This is a genomic window from Kitasatospora sp. NPDC086791 (genome assembly GCF_040685975.1).
Taxonomy (GTDB): Bacteria; Actinomycetota; Actinomycetes; order Streptomycetales; family Streptomycetaceae; genus Kitasatospora.
This window is the reverse complement of sequence record NZ_JBFBOC010000002.1, coordinates 581406-598073: the sequence shown is the minus strand read 5'-3', so window position 1 is coordinate 598073 and position 16668 is coordinate 581406. Positions and strand designations below refer to the sequence as shown.

General features: G+C 75.7%; 10 protein-coding genes and 1 pseudogene. 7 read left to right on the top strand and 4 right to left on the bottom strand.

All coding sequences use genetic code 11. The annotated features are described in order from the left end of the window. Positions 1-80 precede the first annotated feature (80 nt). Positions 81-959, bottom strand: coding sequence for a GNAT family N-acetyltransferase (locus tag AB0Q99_RS06545; protein WP_363569066.1), 879 nt, complete (start codon positions 957-959; stop codon positions 81-83). A gap of 38 nt (positions 960-997) precedes the next feature. Between AB0Q99_RS06545 and AB0Q99_RS06540 the strand changes: the two genes are divergently transcribed. Next, complete coding sequence (locus AB0Q99_RS06540) at positions 998-1369, top strand: hypothetical protein (protein ID WP_363569064.1); 372 nt, start codon at positions 998-1000, stop codon at positions 1367-1369. 74 nt (positions 1370-1443) lie between these two features. Here AB0Q99_RS06540 and AB0Q99_RS06535 read toward each other — a convergent pair whose 3' ends face one another. The 3 genes from AB0Q99_RS06535 to AB0Q99_RS06525 form a co-directional block, all read right to left on the bottom strand. Then, positions 1444-4647, bottom strand: coding sequence for a hypothetical protein (locus AB0Q99_RS06535; protein ID WP_363569062.1), 3204 nt, complete (start codon positions 4645-4647; stop codon positions 1444-1446). 1270 nt (positions 4648-5917) lie between these two features. Beyond that, entirely contained in the window at positions 5918-8032 is a 2115-nt protein-coding gene (locus AB0Q99_RS06530; protein ID WP_363569060.1) for an EAL domain-containing protein, read from the bottom strand. 142 nt (positions 8033-8174) lie between these two features. Further along, complete coding sequence (locus AB0Q99_RS06525) at positions 8175-8981, bottom strand: SAM-dependent methyltransferase (RefSeq protein ID WP_363569058.1); 807 nt, start codon at positions 8979-8981, stop codon at positions 8175-8177. A 250-nt stretch (positions 8982-9231) separates the two neighbouring features. Between AB0Q99_RS06525 and AB0Q99_RS06520 the strand changes: the two are divergent. From AB0Q99_RS06520 to egtC, 6 genes and pseudogenes are all read left to right on the top strand, one after another. After that, positions 9232-10867 (top strand): annotated as a pseudogene (locus AB0Q99_RS06520) (glycoside hydrolase family 15 protein). A gap of 46 nt (positions 10868-10913) precedes the next feature. Next, complete coding sequence (locus AB0Q99_RS06515; protein ID WP_363569056.1) at positions 10914-11441, top strand: SRPBCC family protein; 528 nt, start codon at positions 10914-10916, stop codon at positions 11439-11441. Between the two features lie 163 nt (positions 11442-11604). Beyond that, positions 11605-12846 carry an aminotransferase class I/II-fold pyridoxal phosphate-dependent enzyme gene (locus AB0Q99_RS06510; protein WP_363569054.1) on the top strand — a complete coding sequence of 414 codons (1242 nt, stop codon included), beginning with the start codon at positions 11605-11607 and terminating at the stop codon, positions 12844-12846. Positions 12847-13111: 265 nt separating this feature from the next. Then, positions 13112-14419, top strand: a complete 1308-nt coding sequence (gene egtA / locus AB0Q99_RS06505; RefSeq protein ID WP_363569282.1) for an ergothioneine biosynthesis glutamate--cysteine ligase EgtA — start codon at positions 13112-13114, stop codon at positions 14417-14419. Next, positions 14416-15891 carry an ergothioneine biosynthesis protein EgtB gene (gene egtB / locus AB0Q99_RS06500; protein WP_363569052.1) on the top strand — a complete coding sequence of 492 codons (1476 nt, stop codon included), beginning with the start codon at positions 14416-14418 and terminating at the stop codon, positions 15889-15891. Before egtA ends, egtB begins: the two co-directional genes overlap by 4 nt. Then, on the top strand, positions 15891-16640 hold the full coding sequence (gene egtC / locus AB0Q99_RS06495) for an ergothioneine biosynthesis protein EgtC (RefSeq protein ID WP_363569050.1): 750 nt from the start codon (positions 15891-15893) through the stop codon (positions 16638-16640). The genes egtB and egtC overlap by 1 nt, the downstream gene beginning before the upstream one ends. Positions 16641-16668: the final 28 nt, after the last annotated feature.

Sequence of the window (16668 nt, the reverse complement as noted above, 5' to 3'; positions counted from 1 at the left end):
GAAGCCGAGTTGACCATGGACCGCCTGTGCGCCTACTCGAACAAGATCCGGCAGGAAAAAGCGATCCGCGCCGTCAGGCGTCAGGCGTCCCGGAAGCCGATGACCCGCTTGACCGCGCCGCGCAGCCGGCGGTCCGCCGCCGTCAGGGGCAGCCGCTCGCGGTAGTACGCCGGGGACGCCACCGGCCGCGCGCCGAAGCTCTGTTTGAACTCGGCCAGCGAGGAGTCCGGCCTGGCGTCGCCCATGTCGTAGAGGCTGCTCCCGGCCGCGCAGGCGTCCTCGACGGCGAGCCGGTGCAGCAGGTGGTTGGCGTGGACCGGGTGCGCCAGGCGTCGGTCCATCGCCCCGCGCCAGTACTTGGTGTGGGTGCCGTGCCGCAGCACGACGATCGCGGCGGCCGGCTCTCCACCGCAGCTGGCCAGCCAGATCGCGCAGGAGGTGCCGAAGCGCTCCGCGACCGCCTCCAGCAGGCGCGGCGGCTCCTCGCGCTGACGGCGCCACCGGGCCAGGGCCAGCGGCTCGTGCTGCTGCTCGGCCCAGCGGACGACCGACTCCCGGTAGAGGCGCTGGAACTGCGGCACCAGCCGCCCGCTCCGGTCCACCTCCACCTCGACCTCCGCGCGTTCGGCCCGCCGCACGCCCCGGCGCACCTGCTGCCGGAAGCGGTGGGCCCAGACCTCCTCGAAGCCGCCTTCCAGGTCGAGGAGGTAGGTCGTGCGGTCGACCGGTGCGAAGGCGCCCGGCACGGCCTCGCCCCAGACCGGGGCGGCCCGGGGACCGAACCGCACGGCCACCCGCAGGACGGGCCGGGCCGCGAGGTCCTCCAGGACCAGCCGGGCCTCCCACGCGTCCGGTGCGCCGTCCGGCACGACGGCGCCCCCGACGCCCCACCCGGGCCAGGACTCCTCGGTCAGCAGCCGCGTCGCCCAGCGACGGTGCCGGACCAGCGGGACGAGCACGTGCCGACCGCCGTCGAACCGGTACAGCCTGCTCGCGGGTGCTGCGGCACTCCGGCCGGGTGCTGGTGGCGGCGGTCGTGCTGCTGATCGCCGTCGCGCCGTGGGGGCTGCTCCTGTTCGGCCGCGACTACGCCCAACACGGCACGGTGGTGCTGTGGCTGCTCGCGCTCTCCGCGCTGCCGAACCTGCTCAACACCACGGTCGTCGCGCTGTCCCGGGCCCGGCGCCGGATGGGCGTCGTGGTGGGCGTGCTCGCGGGGCTCTCGATCGTCGTGCTGGGGCTGACCGCGCTGCTGCTGCCGGTGCTCGGCATCACCGGCGCGGGCGCGGCGTGGCTGATCGGCCAGACCCTCGTGGCGGCCGTGCTGCTGTGGCGCCGCTCCTGGTGGCTGCCCGGCCCGGCGCGGTGACGGGGGCGACGGAACCGGGCAGCGGTGCTTGCCGGGCCGAGGAGCCGTGCGGCCCGGACGGGGAGCCGTGCGGGTCAGCGGCCGGCCCGCAGGACCGTCCGCTGGACGGCGAGGCACACCAGGGGCAGGGCGATCAGCACGGCGGCCCAGAAGGCGCTGTGGCCCCAGAGCCCGGCGATGCCCCGGTAGAGCGGCCCGGCCACCGGGATGCGCAGCGCCTCCATCGGGCCGAGCGGCGGCGGCAGGGCGCCGAGCAGCAGGGTGCCGAGCAGCCAGAGGGCGAAGAGCCGGCGCGCGGTGCGGGGCCCGGCCAGCGTGCCGGCCGTCGACACGGCGGCCAGCAGCACGGTGAAGCCGGTCTGGTAGTCGGCGCCGACCAGTCCGGTCCCCCAGGACTCCGGGGTCGGGTGGTGCCCGGAGGCGGCCAGCCGCACCTCCACGGTGGCCCACAGCAGGACGACCAGCACGAAGGTGCAACCGAGCGCGAAGCGGGCCCGCTCGCGCGTACCGGCGCGGCCCGGGCTCCAGTTCCGCGCCACGGGCGCCGGCCCGCTCCGGCCGGTACCGCTCCGAACCGGCCCGGTCCGACCCGGCCCGCCGGTCCGGCCGCTCCCACCCCGGACACCAGCACTAGCACCGGCACCGACGCCGCCCCCGGCACCGGCGGGCCGGGCCCGCCGCCACTGCTCGGCGGTCCGCGTCCGGGCGTCGTGGGCCGTCCGCATCAGACGGGCGGCGCGCTCGGTCAGCACCACGGCCACCCCGACCCCGACGGCCGCCGCCACCCCGGCCCAACTGCCCATGCCGCCCTCGAACACCACCACCCGGTCGACCACGGCGGGCGGCGGCTTGAGCACCGTCATCGGCGGCCCCAGCCGCAGGTAGCCGACCGCCCCGGCCCCGGCCGCGGCCAGTGCCAGCGTCCCCCGGCCGACCCGGGCGGGGAACACCACCAGGATGACGGCGGCCGCCAAGGCCGCTCCCAGCTGCGGCGCCACCGACCGGGCCGCCAGATCGCCGGCGGTGCGCAACCGGTCGCCGAACGGGCCGTTCGGCAGGATCGCGAGCGCGTTGCCGGCGTCGACGCTGATCCGCGCGAGCGCGGCGGCCCAGAGCACCAGTGCCAGGGACACGAGCACCAGCAGGGCCGCCGCCGCCTGGCGCGGCAGGGCGGTCCGGGCGTTCGGCCACCAGACCCGGGCCCGGGGGGCCAGGTACGCCCACAGGCGTCGCGCGGCCGGTTCCCGGCCTTCCGTCCGCGTCCGCCCGGGTACGTCCTGCACGGCGTCGGCACGCCTCGCCCGCAGCGCCTCGGCGGCGACCAGGGTCGCGCAGCCGGGCACGGTCCCGGGGTCGGCGCGCACCGCGCGGCGGCGCAGCGCCGACCAGCGGCGGCGCACCCCGGTGTCCGCCGTCCCGCGGCCCGTGGCGGCGCCGGCGGCGCCGGTGGCCGTGCCGGCCCGGGCGGCCGTGGCAGTCCTGGCCGCCGTGGCGGCCCGGGCCCAGGCGGCCAGCGCGACGTCCGCCACGACCGCGGCCACCACCGCCAGGACGGCTGACACCCGCGCGGGCAGCGGCAGCCGGTGCAGCGCGGTGGGCAGCGGGGAGAGACGGCCCAGCAGTCGGGCGTGCTCCTCGGGCTGGACGGTCAGCCAGACCGCCAGGCGGTAGGCCTCGGCCCGTTCCTCGACGCTCAGCCCGTCCCCGGTGCGTCGGCCGCCGCCGAGCTCCCGGGCGGCCCGGTCGGTCTCCGCCACCACCTCCGGTACCCGGGCCATCGCGAGCAGCCGCCCGCAGTGCGCGCCGTGACACTCCCGGTGGTCGCAGTCGTAGCGGGCGGCGACGGTGTGCACCGAGGCGGCGAGCAGGTCGTCGATGAGGGCGACGGCGTCCGGCGCGGCGGCGAGCCGGGTGAGGCCGGCCGAGTCGATCGGGCGCTCTCGGTACACCGGGGTGGCCGAGGGCGCGAACGCGGCGCCGAAGGCGAGGACGGCGAGCGCGGCCGCGTCGGCCCGCCGGGCGCCCCGCGCGGTGTCGACGGCCCGCAGGTAGTGCAGGTCGAACAGGGTGTCCTTGACCTCCTCGCGCAGCCAGGCCAGCAGTTGCTGCGCCCCGCCGTCGACGAGCCACTCCGCCGCCTCCCCGGAGCGGTTCAGCATGCTCCAGGCCAGGACGGACGGGGCGTGGTACGGGTCGCCCAGGAAGGTGACCGGCCGGTGGACGTGGCCACCCGCGGCGCCCGCCGGCGCGCCCTGGGGGCGCACGACCGTGGGGCTGGCGCCCTCCAGCCAACCGGTGACCTGCTCGGCCTTCCAGCGGTGGGCCGGGTTCCTGGTCAGCAGGCCCTGGAGCAGCATGAGCCGGCGCGGGTCGGTGACGGCGGAGAGGTCCGCCTGCTCCCCGAAGACCAGGTCGTACTGCAGCACCTCGTCGCTGACCAGGAGGCCGTCCGCGTCCAGGTAGTGCGGGCGGCCGGAGAACAGCTCGTACAGCACGTTGCCCAGGCCCCACCACGGCCCGGCCGGGTGGTTGGCCCCGGCGAGCTGTTCGGGGGCCATGTAGGCGACGGTGACCTGCATCTCGGGCGAGAAGCTCCGGCTGGCGGTGAGGCGGGCGACGCCGCCGAAGTCCGAGATCACGAACTGCCCGGGCCCGCCGCCGGGGCGCACCAGAACGTTGGAGGGCTTGAAGTCCACCGGGTTGCGCCGGATCGTCCGCTGCCAGAAGTCGAGCATGGCGACGAGTTCGCGGATGATCCGGTCGGTCTCCCGCGGGTCGGTGTGCCGGCCCTCGCGGTGCAGGGCGGCGATGTGGTCGGCGAGGGTGACCGGCAGGTACTCCATCGCCACCCAGGCGCAGTCCGTCCCGGCGTGCTCGACCTGCCCGAAGTCGATGATCGCGGGGACGTGCCGCCGGTAGGCCTCGGTGCGCAGGTGCCGCAGCAGGTCGGCGTCCATGGCGTGGCCGGCCCGCGCCACCTTGACCGCGGCGTCCCCGCCGCCGTCCGTGCGCCGGACGTGCCAGACGGTGCCCTCGGTGCCCGAGCCGGCGACCCGGTACGGCTCGTAGCGGTTCAGCAGGGCCGCCGGGAAGGCGCCGCCGAAGTGGCCGCCGCGGGCGGGCGCCGGACGGCGGGCGACGGTGCTCGGCGTCTCGGCGTCGCGCGGTGGCGGGACGACCTTGGTCGGCGCGTCCGGGTGGGCGCGGAAGCGCTTGAGCCTGGAGGGCGGGCCGGCTGTCGGGACGTCCTCGGAGCGGCCCCAGGGCCGCCGGTCCACCCGTGTGCGCGGTTCAGAGCCCGTCGGCGCACCGTCGGCCATCCTGCCGTTCCCCTTCCAGCCGACACCTTGACGCGTCATCATCTCGCAGGCTACTGAAGAAGGTTGCCGACTTCGACAGCTTTCGGACCGGCCCGTGGCCAAGACGTTACCCACCCCGCGGCCGGGGGCCGCGCCGCCCGCCGGACCGGCGGCGGTTTCGCCCGGCGGGGGCGGGCACGCAACGCGGCCGGGCGGACACGGATCAGGGCTGTCGCTCCCGGCCGGGCCGGCGCAGGCTGGACGGAACGGGGGGTTCGACGAGGAGGCGCCCCGATGCCCGTGCCGGTCCCCGGTCCCGCGGCCGCCGGTCCCGCGGCGCGTCCTCGCCCGCCCCGCACGCCCTGCCGCCCCTGCCGGCCCCGCATGCCCCGCACGCACCGCGGGCAGCCGGGGGCAGCCGGGGGCCGGGCGGCTGGAGAAGCAGGCGGGACGCCGGATGCCTAGAGCGGGAAGGCACAGCGGCTGCTCGGCTCCGCGGGCGCTGTCCCCGCGGCTGCCGATGGTCCTGGTACTGGAGGCCGCGATCGTCTGCTCGCACCAGCTCACCCCGCTGATGCTGATCAGCTCGCTGGCCGTGCTCGCGGTGCCCCGGCGCAACCGCCGGGTGGTGCCGCCCCCACTGCTGGCCGCGGTCGCGATGACGGCGGTGTGGGACGCCACGGTGGCGCAGCCGTACCTGGCCGCCAACCCCGGCCAGTTCGTCCGGGCGCTCACCACGCCGGACTCCAACATCGCCTCCGGGTTCGCCAACCTCGGGACCGCCTCGGCGGACCAGGTGATGGTCGACTGGATCGACCGGGGGCCGTCCGCGACGGTGGTGCTGCTGGCGGTGCTCGCCGTGGTCCGCCGCCCCTGGGTCCGGCGCACCCCGGTGCCCTGCCTCGCGCTGGCTCCGCTGCCGCTGCTGGCGGCCAACAGCTACGGCGGCGAGATGCTCTTCCGCACCTACCTGTTCGCGCTGCCCACCACCGCGTTCCTGGTGGCCGCGCAGCCGTCGTCGGGAGACGGTGTCCAGCTGGGGGTGGGTACGGGAGTGTCCGCCGATCTCGATGCCGAGCGCGTCGAAGTCGGCGAGCTGGCGCCGGCTGAGCATCTCGGCGGGCGGCAGCAGGCCTCCCTCGGCGGGGTGGCCGGGGGTGTGCAGGGCGCCGGTGGTGACGAACAGGGTGGCGGGCAGGTCGCGACTCGGACCTCCGGGCATCGCCACCACCTCCGGGCGCGGGGCGACTCAGCCCTCGACCGGGCGCCCCTTCGGCTCTTCCACGATCCGCCGGGCGATCTCGGACGGCCGCACCGGGCGGCCGAAGTGCCAGCCCTGCGCCCAGTCACAGCCCATCGTCCGCAGCCGCTCGGCGTCCTTGGCGGTCTCCACGCCCTCCGCGGTGACGGTCAGCCCGAGCGCGTGCGCCATCGACACCAGGCCGCTGACGATCCGCCACCCGGTGGACTCGTCCTTCCCCGGCTCGTGCAGATCGCCCACGAAGGACCCGGCGATCTTCAGCCCGGAGACCGGCAGGTCACGCAGGTAGGCGAGGTTGGACCAGCCGGTGCCGAAGTCGTCGACGGCCAGCGACACCCCGAGGTCGACCAGCCCGTGCAGGGTGCGCAGCGCCTCGTCCTCGGGCCCGACCACGGTCGACTCGGTGATCTCCAGCTGCAGCCGGGCCGGGTCGAGTCCGGTGCCCTCCAGGATCCGGCCGAGGTCGGAGACCAGCCCGGCGTTGCGGGCCTGACGGACCGCCAGGTTGACGTTGAGCTGCGGCGCGGCGTCGCCGAACCGCTTGATCCAGTCCGCGGCCTGACCGCAGGCCTGCTCCAACACCCAGCGGCCGAGCGGCATGATCAGCCCGGTCTCCTCGGCCGTGGTGACGAACTCGTCCGGCCCGAGCACGCCGAGCTGCGGGTGGCGCCAGCGCACCAGCGCCTCCACGGCGGCCAGCCGGCCGTCCGCGAGCCGGTAGAGCGGCTGGTAGTCGATGAAGAACTCGCCGCGGTCGAGGGCGGCGGGCATCCGCACCGACACCGCGTAGCGGCTGACCGCGCGGGCGTTCTCCTTGGGGTCGAACAGGGTCCAGCGGCCGCGGCCGGCCTCCTTGGCGCGGTACAGCGTGAGGTCGGCGGCACGGACGGCGGCACCCGGGGTGGTGGTGGACACCCGCCGCTCCAGCACGCCGACGCTGGCCCCCACCGCGAGCTTGTGGTCACCGATCAGCACCGGGCCGGCCAACGCCTTGAGCACGCTCTTCGCGGCGGCCACCGCCTCCTGCTCGCCCCGGCACCTCTCCAGCAGGACGACGAACTCGTCGCCGCCGAGCCGGGCCACCAGGTGGCCGAGCGGGGTGAGGGCGGCCTTCAGCCGGGCGGCGACGGCGGACAGCAACTGGTCGCCCATGTCGTGGCCGAGGCTGTCGTTGACCACCTTGAAGCCGTCGAGGTCGACGTAGCAGAGACCGAAGCGGGCGCCCGGCTCCGGGTCCTCGAACAGCTTCTCCAGCCGCTCGAAGAAGGCCGCGCGGTTGGGCAGGCCGGTCAGCGGGTCGTGGGTGGCCTGGTGGCGCAGCCGCTCCTGGAGCCGGTAGCGGTCGGTGACGTCCTCCAGCATCGCCACCTGGTACTGCGGGGCGCCGTCGTCGTCGCGGATCAGCGAGACGGTCAGGTGGGTCCAGACCACCTCGCCGTCCTGCCGGTAGTACGGCTTGTCGAACTGGAAGTACTCGCGCTTGCCGCTGATCAGCTCCTCGTACGCCTCCCAGACGCCCGGGGTGTCCTCGGGGTGCACGAGGTCGCCGACCCGACGGCCGATCATGTCCGCGGGGCCCGCGCCGAACAGCTCCTGCAGCGCCTTGTTGACGGCCATGATGTTGCCGTCCGTGTCACCGATGCCGATGCCGATCGCGGCGCTCTCGAACAGCGCGCGGAACCGGGCCTCGGAGGCGCGCAGCGCCCGTTCGGCCTCCTTGCGGGCAGCGTCGGCGGCGGTGCGGATCGCCTCCTGCTCGCGCAGCGTGCGCTCGCGCAGGGCGGCGGCCCAGCCGGCCGCGAAGGCGCCGGTCAGGGCTGGGCCGCGGTCGTCCGTGAGCGGCTGCGCCTGGAGCAGTTCGACGGCCCGGGCCAGCAGCACCGGGTCGGTGAAGTGCGCGTCGACCAGCTCGGCGCCGGCCTGGGTGGCCAGCCGCGGCTCGAACGGCTCCTCCTCCTGGGCGCGGTGCAGCAGCGCGGCGGTGCGGGTGACCAGCCGGTTGAGCAGGTCGGGGTGGACGGCGATGCCGTGGTCGGCCGAGAGCAGCCGGGACCAGTCCTCGTGGAAGCGGTCGGCGCTGTCGGGTACCCGGGTGGTGTTCATCGGGCGGCCCCGGGTGCGTCGGCCGGCCGGGGGGCGCGGGGCGCGGCCGGCGCCGCGCTCCGGCCCGGCGCGCCCAGCGGTGCGCCCCCGGCGGTCGCCGCGCGGGGCGGGCGGCCGTCGGGTCCTCGTCCGTCGCGTCCGCTCAAGGGCGGAACCCCACGCCCGCCACCCCGGTCATCCGCTCGGGGTGCTCACCGACCGACTCCGGCTGATCGGGGCGCCACTGCGGCAGGTAGACCACGCCCGGCTCGACCAGCTCGAAGCCGGCGAACATGGCGGTGATCTGCTCGCGGGTGCGCATGGTGAGCGGGGTCGGCGTCATCCGGTAGAGCTTCTGGTGGTCCTCCGCCTGGTCGGGACGGCCCTCCAGGGAGGCGTGCGACAGCACCAGCGCGCTGCCGGGCGGGAGGGCGTCGCGGATCACGCCGACCAGCCTCCACGGCTCCTCGTCGTCGCTGACGAAGTGCGCGACGGCCACCAGCAGCACGGCCACCGGCTCGCCCGCCGCCAGCAGCTCGGCCACCTCGGGGCGGGCCAGCAGGTCGTCGACGTCGCGCAGGTCGGCCTGGACGACCGCGCTGGCCGGGTCGTCCTCCAGCAGCAGGCGGCTGTGCGCGACGGCGACCGGGTCGCGGTCCACGTAGACGACCTCGGCCTCGGGGCGGATCGCCCGGGCGATCTCGTGCACCGCGCCGAAGGTCGGGATCCCCGAGCCGATGTCCAGGAAGCGGGTGACGCCCTGCTCGGCGAGGAAGGTCACCGCACGGCGCAGGAAGGCCCGGTTGGAGCGCATGATCTGCGGCAGCTCCGGCCACAGGGCCAGCGCCTTGCGGGCCATCTCCCGGTCTGCCTCGAAGTTGTGCGAGCCCCCGAGGTAGTAGTCGTAGACCCGTGCGGCGTTCGGTTTGTCCAGGTCCGTACCCTCCGGTACCCAGCTCGGTCGCCGCATGCCTGTGACTCCTTCACTCCGGTTGCGGGGAAGCAGTGCCGTGGGTGCACTGCTGTGACAGCTGAGACTACAAGCACAGAAGATCCTCCTCCGCACCCCGAACGGGTGCAAGCGGAGTGCGCGGCTCCCGAAGGACGCCGGGGGCGCCCGGAGGATGCCGCGTCGCGGAGGCGGTCCTGCTGCGGTGCGGGGTGACGGAGGTGCGTCCTGCGGTGCGGGGTGACGGGGGCGCGTCCGACCAATGGGCGTGATGACCGGTGGCATCGAGGACTACGCCCTCATCGGCTACCTGCAGACCGCCGCCCTGGTGGGCCGGGACGGATCGGTCGAGCGAGTGGCAGGCCCCCGACGGGCGGGTGCGGATCACCGACTTCATGCCGCAGCGCGGCCAGGGCGGGCAGCGCGACCCGCAGCTGATCCGGATCGTCGAGGGCCTCGAAGGCACCGTCCCGATGCACGGCGCCCTGCGGCTACGCTTCGACTACGGGCGGATCGACCCATGGGTCCGGCGCACCGGGCACCACCGGGTCGCCGTCGCCGGGCCCGACTCCGCCTGGCTGCGGGTACCCGCGGGGGTCCACACGTACGGCCTGGACGGCGTCACCACCTCCGAGTTCACCGTCACCGCCGGGCTGCGCGTCCCCTTCGTCCTCACCTGGCAGCCCTCCCGCCTGGCCTCCGCCCCGCGCACCGACCCCGAACAGGCGCTGCTCGCCACGCTCGACCGGTGGCAGCGCTGGGCGTCCGGCTGCCGGTACCGGGGCGAGTGGCGGACGGCCGTACTGCGCTCGCTGCTCACCCTCAAGGCGCTCGCCTACGCCCCCACCGGCGGGATCGTCGCGGCGGCCACCTCCTCCCTGCCGGAGCGGATCGGCGGCACGCGCAACTGGGACTACCGGTTCTGCTGGCTGCGCGACTCCTCCATGACGCTCTCCGCCCTGCTGCGCGGCGGGTTCCGGGAGGAGGCCAGCGCCTGGCGCCGCTGGCTGCTGCGCGCCATCGCCGGCGGCCCCCGGTACGTCCAGGCCGTGTACGGGGTCGCCGGGGAACGGGTGCCCGGCGAGACCACCGCCGCCTGGCTGCCCGGGTACGAGAGCTCGCGGCCGGTCCGGTTCGGCAACGCCGCCGTCGACCAGCTCCAACTCGACGTCTACGGCGAGGTGGTGGACACCCTCCACCTCGCCCTGCTGGCCGGGCTGCCGATGGAGCGGCACGTCTGGACGCTGCTGCGCTCACTGATGGACCACCTCGAACGGCACTGGCGCGAGCCGGACGAAGGGCTCTGGGAGGTGCGCGGCGGGCGGCGGCACTTCGTCCACTCCAAGGTGATGTGCTGGGTGGCCGCCGACCGCGCCGTCCGGCTCGCCGAGGCCACCGGGCTGCCCTCGCCGGTCGACCGCTGGCGGGCGCTGCGCGACGCCGTCCACGCCGACGTCTGCGCGCACGGCTACGACCGGCAGCGCGGCGTGTTCGTCCAGCACTACGGCGGGCGGGGGCTGGACGCGGCCACCCTGTTCGTGGTCAAGAGCGGCTTCCTGCCACCGGACGACCCCCGGGTCGTCCGCACCGTGGACGCCGTCCGGGACAGGCTCGACCACGGCGGGCCGGTCCGCCGCTACCGGGCCGGGACCCACGGCGACGGGCTGCCGGGCGGCGAAGGCGCCTTCCTGGCCTGCTCGTTCTGGCTCGCCGACGCGCTCGCCGCGACCGGGCGAACGGGCGAGGCGCGGGCGCTGTTCCCGCGGGTGGTCGGGCTCGCCAACGACCTCGGGCTGCTCTCCGAGGAGTGGGACCCGTACGCCAGGCGCCAACTCGGCAACACGCCAAAGGCGTTCAGTCACGTCGCGTTGGTGAACACGGCCTTCGCACTGGCCGAACCGGGGTAGCGGCGGGGCGGGTTCGGGCGGACGGGGGTGCGGCTAGGGTGAGCCCGTGGACCCCAACCACTACCGTTTCCGCAGCGTCTGGCGGCTCGCGGCGCCCGCGCCGGCCGCGTACGCGGCACTGGAGGACGTCCGGAACTACCCCCGCTGGTGGCCGGAGGTCATCGCGGCCCGGCGGACCGGGGAGGACTACGGGGAGGTGGTGGTGCGCGCGCTGCTGCCGTACCGGCTGCTGATCGGCCTGGAGACGCGCCGGCGCGACCCGGCGGCAGGGGTCTTGGAGGTCGCGATGCGCGGCGACCTCGACGGGTGGTCGCGGTTCACCGTCGCCCCGCATGACCCGGACGACCCGGACGACCCGGACGACCCGGACGACCGGGGCTGCGGGGATGGTGGGGGCGGCGGGGGCTGCCGGGTGCTGTTCGAGGAGGACACCCGACCGCAGAAGGCGCTGCTGCGCCGCCTGGCCCTGCCCCTGCATCCGGCGTTCCGGGCCAACCACGCGGTGATGATGCGGCGGGGGCGGCGCGGGCTGGCGGCCTACCTGGCGGGCGGGGTGACGGAGGGACAGGGCTGACACCTTTCAGCGAACACCTTTCAGCGGACAGATAACAGATTTCGAAATCTGTCCGCTGTCATCTGTCACCTGTTAGCTGTCCGCTGTCGTCCGCCCCCGCCGGGTGGCGGCCCCACCCGGGGCTAGCGTGGCCGGAGCGTCCCCACCCACCGGAGGCCCGCCCATGACCCCGACACCCACCGGCCCCACCGACCCTGCCGACCCTGCCGACCCTGCCGACCGCACCAGCCCCGCCGACCACGCCGGCCCCGACGGCTTCGGCTTCGACGCCCCCTTCGACCGCACCGGCACGGGAAGCAGCAAGTGGGCCCGCACGGCCGGCGCCCCCGGGGTGATCCCGATGGGCCTCGCCGACATGGACCTCCCCGGCCCGCCCGCCATCGCCGAGGCCCTGCGCCGGCGCGCCCGGCACCGCGCGTACGGCTACACGGTGTGCGACCCGGCCGGCCGCTCGCTGGTGGCCGGCTGGTACCGCGCCCGGCACGGCGTCGAGGTGGATCCGGACTGGGTCCTGCTGCTGCCCTGCGGCCCACGCACCGCCCTGCGCATCCTGCTGGAGACCGTCCCGCAGGACACCGCGCGGACGCGGGCGCACGTCCTCTTCCCGACGCCCGAGTGGGGCGGCTTCGCCCAGCTCTGCCGCGCCGCGCGCCTCGGGTACCGGGAGCTGCCCCTGGCCACCGGCCCCGACGGCCACCGGCTCCCGTCCGGACCGCTCCCCGGCCCCGCCACCGCCGTCCTGCTCAGCAGCCCGCACAACCCCTCCGCCCGGGTCTGGCCCGCCGACCAACTGCGAGCCCTGGCCGACCGGGCGGCGGAGGCGGGCGCCTTGCTGGTCTCGGACGAGGTGCACGGCGACCTCACCCACCCCGGCCACGTCCACCCCGTCGCCGTCACCACCGTCGACCCGGCGCACCGGCACCTCGTCGTGACCCTCAACTCGGTCGGCAAGACCTTCAACTGCTCCGGCATCCCCAGCAGTTTCGTCCTCGTCCCCGACCCCGCGCTGCGCGCCCGGTTCGCGGACGCCCTGGCCGGTTACGGCCTCTGGGAGGGCGGCCTGCTGGAGCAGACCGTGCAGCGGGCGGCGCTGCGCGAGGGCGGCCCGTGGCTGGACGCGCTGCTCGCCCACCTCGCCGCCGCCCGTACCCGGCTCACCGACCGGCTCGGGGCCGCCGTCCGCTCGGCACCGCAGGCCTCCTACCTGCTCTGGCTGGACGCCGCCGCCCTCGGCCTGCCGCCCTCGGCCGCCCGGCGGGCGCTGCTGGACCGGTGCGGCCTGGAGGCCTCCGACGGCGCCGATTTCGGCCCCGGCGGTCACGGTTCGCTGCGGTTGAACTACGCCCTGCCGGGCCCGGTGCTGGACACCGTCCTGGCCCGACTGGCGCGGCTCGACCTGCGGTGACCCGGGCATGTGCCGGGGTCACGCACACCGGGCGGGCACCCCGCGCACAGCCCGTCCGAACCATGCCCTCACCCGTTCGCCACACCTCTGACCTGCGGAAAGGAACGTTCACACGATTTTTGCGAAGCGCCCCCGCATGCTCCGTAGCAGACTGGGCAAGGTAGACCGGGCCGCAATCGTGATCCCGAGGATGGTGAGTCCGGTGATACCGACATCCCGCACCACTCCGCCCGACCGGCAGAGCGCGCCACCGCCCCCGACGGGGGTGACCCCGCTGACCGAATCGGGGGCGCGCAGCCACGTGTCGGGCGTCTGTTTCAAGATCGGACCGCCTCGACTGGTGGGAGTCGAGGTCGAGTGGTTCGTCCATGACGATCGATGTCCCACCCGGCCCGTCCGGCCGGAACTGCTCCACGCCGCGCTGGAATCGCTGCCCCTCGGCGGCACCGACGGCACCTCGCTCCCCTCCGGTTCGCGCCTCACGCTCGAACCCGGCGGACAGGTCGAGCTCAGCTCCCCGCCCGCCATCGGCCTCCTGGCCTGCGTCGACGACACCCGACGCGATCTGACCGCCCTGCGGGCCGCCTTCGCGGCACAGGGCCTGCGACTCACCGGAACCGGGACGGACCCGTTGGCCCGCCCCCGACGGATGGTGCTGGACCACCCCCGCTACCTCGCGATGGAGCGCTTCTTCGACTCCGCCGGGCCCTGGGGCCGGATCATGATGACCGGTACCGCGTCGGTGCAGGTGTGCCTGGACGCCGGCGAGGCGGACGGCCCGCACGCGGTGGAGCGCCGCTGGCAGCTGGTCCACCGGCTGGGCCCGGTACTGGTCGCCGCCTTCGCCAACTCCCCGCTGCTGGACGGCAGGCCGACCGGCCACCGGTCGACCCGGCAGACCGTCTGGTCCCGGATGGACCCGACCCGCACGCTCGCCCCGAAGCCGGACCACGGCGACCCGCGCGAGGCCTGGGCGCAGTACGTGCTGGACGCCGAAGTGCTGTGCGTGCAAAGGGCGGAGGGGCTGCCCTGGACGGCCCCGCCCGGCGTGAGCTTCCGCGACTGGATCCGCGGCGCGGGCGAACGCCCGCCCACGCTCGCCGACTTGGACTACCACCGCACCACCCTCTTCCCGCCGGTGCGCCCGCGCGGCCACCTGGAGCTGCGGATGATCGACGCCCAGCCCGGGGACGGCTGGATGGTGGTCGCCGCGCTGGTCACCGCGCTGCTGGACGACCCGGTGGCCGCCGACACCGCGCTGGCCGCGCTGGAACCGCTGGACTCCGCCGACCGGTCGGACCGGGCCGACGGCCCGCGACCGCCGCGCAGCGGGGCCTGGCGCCGCGCCGCCACCCTGGCGGTCGCCGACCCCGAGCTGCGCCGCGCCGCCCTCGCCTGCTTCGCCGCCGCCGACGCCGCGCTGGGCCGCCTGCCCGGCGCCGGGTGGCTGCGCACCGCCGTCGCCGAGTTCGCCGAGCGCTACCCCGCGCGCGGCCGCTGTCCGGCCGACGACCAGTTGGACGCCCTGCGCTCCGGCACCCTACGCACTCCCACGGAGGAGGCCGCACCATGACCGACGTCCGACCGAACGGCCCGACCGCAGCCCCCGCCGAGGGCACCGGATGGGCAACCGCCGAGGCGGCCCGCGCCACGGGGACCGCCCGCACCACCGAGACCGCCCGCACCGCCGAGACGTCCCGCGCCGCCGAACCCGCCCGGGGCATCGAGGCTGCCCGGGGCGTCGAGGACCTGCGCGAGGCCATCGCCGCCGAGCTGCTGGCCGCCCGCGCCCGGACCGCCGCGCTGACCGACTGCGTCGAGGACCGCGACCTCACCGCCCAGCATTCCCCGCTGATGTCCCCGCTGGTCTGGGACCTCGCGCACATCGGCAACCAGGAGGAGCTCTGGCTGCTGCGCAACGTCGGCGGCCGGGAGCCGATGCGCCCGGAGATCGACGGGCTGTACGACGCCTTCCAGCACCCCCGGGCCGAGCGCCCCAGCCTGCCGCTGCTGCCGCCCGCCGAGGCCCGCGCGTACTCCCACGAGGTGCGCGGCCGGGTGCTGGACCTGCTCGCCGCCAGTCCGCTGGAGGGCGCGCCGCTGCTGACCTCCGGCTTCGCGTTCGGGATGATCGCGCAGCACGAACAGCAGCACGACGAGACGATGCTGATCACCCATCAGCTGCGCACCGGCGAACCGGCCCTGGCGGCTCCCCCGCCGCCGCCCGCGCCCGCCGACGCGGCCACGCTGCCGGCCGAGGTCCTCATCCCCGCAGGCCCGTTCACCATGGGAACGGACACCGAGCCGTGGGCGCTGGACAACGAACGCCCGGCGCACACCGTCGACCTGCCGGCCTTCCTGCTGGACACCACCCCGGTCACCAACGCCGCCTACCAGCGCTTCATCGCGGACGGCGGCTACCACGACCCGCGCTGGTGGACCACGGAGGGCTGGGCGCACCGGCAGCGCGCCGACCTGACCGCCCCGCTGTTCTGGCAGCGCCAGGACGGCGAATGGCTGCGCCGCCGCTTCGGCGCCGTCGAGCCGGTCGAGCCCGACGAGCCGGTGCTGCACGTCAGTTGGTACGAAGCGGACGCGTACGCCCGGTGGGCCGGACGGCGGCTGCCGACCGAGGCGGAGTGGGAGAAGGCGGCCCGGCACGATCCGGCCACCGGCCGCTCCCGCCGCTACCCCTGGGGCGACCGGGCTCCCGGCCCGGAGCACGCCAACCTCGGCCAGCGCCATCTGCGCCCGGCCGCCGCCGGCAGCTACCCGGAGGGCCAGTCCCCCTACGGCGTACGCCAGTTGATCGGCGACGTGTGGGAGTGGACGGCAAGCGACTTCCGCTCCTACCCGGGCTTCCTGGCCTGGCCCTACCGGGAGTACTCGGAGGTCTTCTTCGGCCCCGAGCACAAGGTGCTGCGCGGCGGCTGCTTCGCGGTGGCGCCGGTCGCCTGCCGGGGCACGTTCCGCAACTGGGACTACCCGATCCGGCGGCAGATCTTCGCCGGATTCCGCACCGCCCGCGACCTGGAGCTCACCTGATGTGCCGTCACATCGCCTACCTGGGCGAGCCGATGGCGCCGCAGGACGTGCTGGTCCACCCGCCGTTCGGTCTGTACCGGCAGTCCTGGGCGCCCCGGACACAGCGGTACGGCACGGTCAACGTGGACGGCTTCGGCCTCGGCTGGTACGCGGACGGCGACGAGGTGCCCGCCCGCTACCGCCGGACCGGGCCGATCTGGGCCGACGGGACCTTCGCCGACCTGGCCCGGGTGATCCGCACCCGCGCGCTGCTGGCCGCCGTGCGCTCCGCCACCGAGGGCTGCGCGGCGGGCGAGCACGCGGCCGCGCCGTTCGGCGCCGAGCGCTGGCTGTTCAGCCACAACGGCGCGGTGGCCGGCTGGCCGGGCAAGCTGGACGCCCTGGCCGCGCTGCTCCCGCCGGCCGAGCTGCTGGAGCTGGAGGCGCGCACCGACTCGGCCCTGCTGTGGGCCCTGACCCTGCACCGGCTGCGAGCCGGCGCCGGGCTCGGCGAGGCCCTGGCGGGCACCGTCGCGGACGTCGCCGCGCACACCACCGGGCGGCTCAACCTGCTGCTCACCGACGGCACCGCGATCGCCGCGACCACCTGGGGCGACACCCTGCACCACCGGACCCTGTCGGGCCTCGGGACGGTGGTGGCCTCCGAACCGTACGACGACGAGTCGGGCTGGACACCCGTCCCGGACGGCTCGCTGCTGCTGGTCGACGCGCGCGGCGCCACGGTCCACCGGCTCCCCGGTCACAGCTGACTCGACACTCTCCCTTCATCTTCTGAAC